Raw genomic sequence first — 4,294 nt, forward strand, 5'->3', positions numbered from 1 at the left:
AGCCGGTGGCCGTTTGTCTATGCGGGCACCAACCCAGACGCCGGAGCAAACCCCCGCATCAGGTCCAACCCGCTACACCACTTCCAAGGACGCAACCCAGGGGTGGCTTTCGGCAGGCCGCCCCTCGATCGTTCGACAGCGACGTAAGTAGTGGCAATGGCGGGCGGCTGCTTGGCGTTGTCGGCGCCAGTTCGACCAGCTCAGCGCGTGGTGTCGCCCTCGGTGCCCACACAGTTGCGGGGATCTGGGGAGACAAGCTGCCAGGAGTCGCTGAATCTCCGCCACTGTGAGCGCAATAGTCCCGGCAGCCGGGACGGCCCCCAGCTCGGTCAGTAGCCGCCGGTGCCCGGCGACCAAGTCCGCTCCAGACCGGGAGGGCAGCATCCGCGCAGTGATCCACCGCGAGTAGCCCGCGACCATCACCAGCACCGGCGGCCGTCCGACCTGCCCGAAGCCCAGCGGGATGTTGGCGGGCGGGAACCTCAGGTCGCACTGACCAATCTCGCCCGGCTCATAGACCGTCCGCGAGGCCGGATCCGCGGGACGATCGGCTGGCCGCAGGTCCCGAACCCGGTCCTTGAGCACAGTCAGGCCGCGGTCCCAGCCAATCCGCTCGGCAATCACCGTCGCCGACATCTCCGGCATCTGCTCGAGCAGTTCCCGAATCCGTGGCTCGACCGCATCCACGATCGACCCCTTCGGCGCCCGCTGGTACTTCGGCGGCGCGTCGTCCGCGATCGCCCTGCGAACAGTGTTCCTCGCGATCGTCCGCGCCGGCATCTGCTCGGTCCGGTGAAGCCGGCGAATCTCCGCCCAGTCCTCCACGCTGATCACCACTCCTCCCGGCCTGACTCAACGAGCCAGACCCCTGAAGGGGGTCAACTTTCAGGTTCTGGATCACTTTCCCTGCTCGGGCCATGGAGGGTCACCGAAACCGCGATCATGAACGGCCGTGGGTGATGTCCTCCTCCAGGACCTGTGGTTCCACCAGGTCGACGGTGTCGTGATCGAAAACGTGGTGTCCGACGGCGAGTTGGTGGCTGTACGCGCCCGGACCGTAGCGGAGCGGGTCGCGTGCCCGGCGTGCGGGTCGCTGTCGGCCAGGATGCACAGCCGGTACGTACGTCGACTCGCCGACAGCGCGGTCGGCGGGCGCCCGGTGCTGATCGAGTTACAGGTCCGGCGGTTCCGCTGCCGTCAACGGTTATGCGAGCAGGCGACGTTCGCCGAGCAGGTCGACGGGCTGACCATCCGTCATGGCCGACGCAGTGCCGGGCTACAGACGGTGCTGGAGCGCGTGGCGGTGATGCTTGCCGGCCGGGCCAGCGCCCGGTTGTCGCAAGTTCTGGCGGCCGGGGTGAGCAGTTCGACACTGCTGCGGTTCATCCGCCGCCTTACGGAACCCGGGACCTCGACGCCGCGGGTGCTCGGGGTGGATGAGTTCGCACTGCGCAAGGGTCACAACTACGGCACGATCCTGATCGACATCGAAACCCGCCAACCGGTCGATCTGCTGCCGGACCGGACGACGGCGACGGTCGCCCAGTGGCTCGCCGGTCACCCCGGCGTCGAGGTGATCTGTCGGGACCGCTCCACCGCCTACGCCGAGGCCGGACGCCTTGGCGCCCCCGACGCGGTCCATGTCGAGGACCGCTGGCACATCTGGTCCAACCTCGCCGAGGCCGTCGAGAAGACAGTCGTCCAGCACCGCGCCCTGCTGCGCGAGCCGCACAGCTCCGCCGCGGCCGGGGCCTCCGCGGTTCTGGACAACATAGACCTCGAAGCGAGCCCGCCCGCAGGACCAAGAACCACCGGTCGACTTTCCGACCGGGTCCGGGAACAGCACGCGGCTGTCCACGCCCTCCTCGAGCAGGGCGCCGGACTGCGGACAATCGGCCGGCAGCTCGGACGGGCCCGCAATATCGTCCGCCGGTTCGCCACACGCCCTAGAAGACTCATGAAGATCTTGGTGAGGGGCTGTCTGGTTGTGGGCTGGACGGGTCCTCGGTCTATGCGGTGGCCGGGCTGAGTGTCCAGGTTCCGTCTGTGTGGGTGAGTCCGAGGTTGATGAGTCGGCGGAGGTTGAGGGCGGCGGCTCGGGTGTGGAGCCAGGTGTTGTTGGCGATGGTGCCGCGGTAGCGCAGGCGGCGGTTGCCGTGCTGGACGAGCCAGGCGACGGCGCGTTCGACCGGTGGTCGCCAGCGGCGGTAGTCGGCCTGCCATGTGGGGTCGGTGGCGGCCTGGTGGCGGGCGGCGGTCTGCAGGTCGTGGTGGGGGCGGATGGTTAGGGTGCGGCCGGCCTTAGCGTTGGTGCATCGCTGACGCAGTGGGCAGTCGGTGCACCGGTCCTTGAAGGCGGCCTTGCGCTGCTGGTGCCGGCCGCCGGGGTCGGACAGGGGGACGGTGTGTCCGGCGGGGCAGGTCACCGTGCCGTGGGTGGTGTCGATGGCGAAGTCGTCGAGGGTGAAGCCGCCAAGGACCGCCGCTCGGAGGGGGGCGGGTTTGAGGAACAGACGGTGACCTGCTTGTTCCAGGGCCTGGCGGGCCTGGCCGGTGGAGTAGGCGGTGTCACCGAAGGCGTCCACCGGTCCGTCTTCTTCGGCGAGCAGGTCCACGCCGACGGTGGCTTCGTGGTGCTCGGGGCCGGCGCCGGGCGTGAGGGTGACGGCGGTGTATAACCCGGTCTCGGGCTCGATCGCGAGGTGGGCTTTGTACCCGTCCTGCTGGTGGGTGCGGGTCTTGTGCACGTGCCGGGACTGCGGGTCGACGGTGGAGACCACCCGGCCTGGTGCGGTCCCTTGGGTGATGCGCCAGCGTCCGTCGCGTCCGTCGGAGTCCTGGGCGGGTTCGACGTCCTGCCCGGAGACAAGGGCCAGGATGCCAACGGCGTTGGCGGCTTTCTCGCCCAGTTCCCGCTCGGGTAGATGCCCCAGCAGTCTGAGCGCGTCACCGACCAGGGCGTCCACGAGATCAGCGCGGGCCTGCTGACCGTTCCAGGCGATCCGTGGTTTGCCCGGGTCGGTGTAGTCGTGCGCGGTGCACTGCACCGCTGCGGCCTGGTCGGCGCCGGGAACCTCGCGGATCACCGCGCGGATCGCGGCGATGAGCTGGGTGACGGTGTCCTGGGTGGCGACCGCGTCGTCCAGCACGGTGGAGTCCAGTGCTCGCCGGTGCTTGCCCGGAAGGACCCCGGTGGCTTTCACCACCTCGCGCACGGCCTCGAAGACCCGGTTCGGCCGCACCGAGCGCGCCAGACGGCGGCGGAAGTAGGCCAGCAGCGACGGATCGAAGGCCGCATCGTGCAGACCGAGCCCGCAAGCGGCCTTCCACCGCAGATCACAGCGCAGTTCCTGGACCGTCTCGAAGTCCGACAGCCCGTGCAGGGCCTGCACCGTGATCGCCGCGGCCAGGATCTGCGGCGGCATGGACGGCCGTCCGTTCGCCGAGGGATACATGTCCGCGAACATCTCCGCCGGGAACAGCGCTCCGCGATGCTCGGCCAGGAACGCGAACACACTTCCCGCCGGAATCAACTCCCGGCAGGTCTCCCACACATCCGGCCCGACCGACTCCCCGGCCCATTCCCCCATCACCACGAAACCGAGTCTGGTCCCACCGCTCACACGGCGGGACCAGAACCCAAGATCTTCATGACTCTTCTAGGCCGATTCTCGACAACACCCGCCGCCGCGCCGGGAAGCTGAGCGAGGGCCAGCGGGCCGAACTCGACGCACTCGGCATGCGCTGGCAACAGCCGCAGGGCGGCGGACAAGGACCGGGCCAGGACCGCCCGTTCGGAGTCCTGGCTCGGCCCTCGTGTGCCGCCGTGATCAGCTCACTGGCGCGAGGCGGCACCAGGCCGTTCAACCGCCCAGGCAAGCGCTCCGGGTTATGCGCCGTCATCGTGCAAATGACCACCAAACGGGCGTGCAACCGAGATCGCACGAGAGTTTCGGATTCTCACATGTTGGTTGGGTTATGGATCCACCAGGCGGTGGCGTTGCCGGGGAGGACCCTGGGCGGGCAGGGGGCGCTGGACAGCAGCGGCTGTCCCGGCACGGGGGCGGGGACCGGCTCGTCGCCGAAGTTCACGGCGCAGACCAGGCCCTCGCCGCGGACGAAGGCGAGCACGCCGGGCGGTGTCTCCAGCCAGCGCAGCGTTCCCTCGCCGAGTTGCGGCAGCCGGGCGCGCAGACCGAGCGCCTCCCGGTACAGGTGCCAGAAGGAGCCGGTGTCCAGCAGCGCGCGGTCGGCGCTGTGCTCGGCGAACCAGTCGGGCTGCGGCAGCCACGGC

3 protein-coding genes and 1 pseudogene are annotated in these 4,294 nt (G+C 69.4%); 1 reads left to right on the plus strand and 3 read right to left on the minus strand.

Annotation, left to right across the window (positions count from 1 at the left end; genetic code table 11):
* Window positions 1–309: 309 nt before the first annotated feature.
* A pseudogene (locus tag PV350_RS45030) lies at window positions 310–834 on the minus strand (transposase); the annotation flags it as partial.
* A 118-nt stretch (window positions 835–952) separates the two neighbouring features.
* Between PV350_RS45030 and PV350_RS45035 the strand changes: the two are divergent.
* Complete coding sequence (locus PV350_RS45035) at window positions 953–2,029, plus strand: ISL3 family transposase (RefSeq protein ID WP_500339118.1); 1,077 nt, start codon at window positions 953–955, stop codon at window positions 2,027–2,029.
* Here the strand turns inward: PV350_RS45035 and PV350_RS45040 are convergent.
* Entirely contained in the window at window positions 2,010–3,590 is a 1,581-nt protein-coding gene (locus PV350_RS45040) for an IS1182 family transposase (RefSeq protein ID WP_500339120.1), read from the minus strand. The genes PV350_RS45035 and PV350_RS45040 overlap by 20 nt on opposite strands.
* Window positions 3,591–3,960: 370 nt before the next feature.
* A partial coding sequence (locus tag PV350_RS45045) for a DUF3459 domain-containing protein (protein ID WP_500339119.1) occupies window positions 3,961–4,294 on the minus strand: 334 nt, incomplete at its 5' end.

It is taken from the genome of Streptomyces sp. PA03-6a (assembly GCF_033792765.1).
Classification (GTDB): Bacteria; Actinomycetota; Actinomycetes; order Streptomycetales; family Streptomycetaceae; genus Actinacidiphila.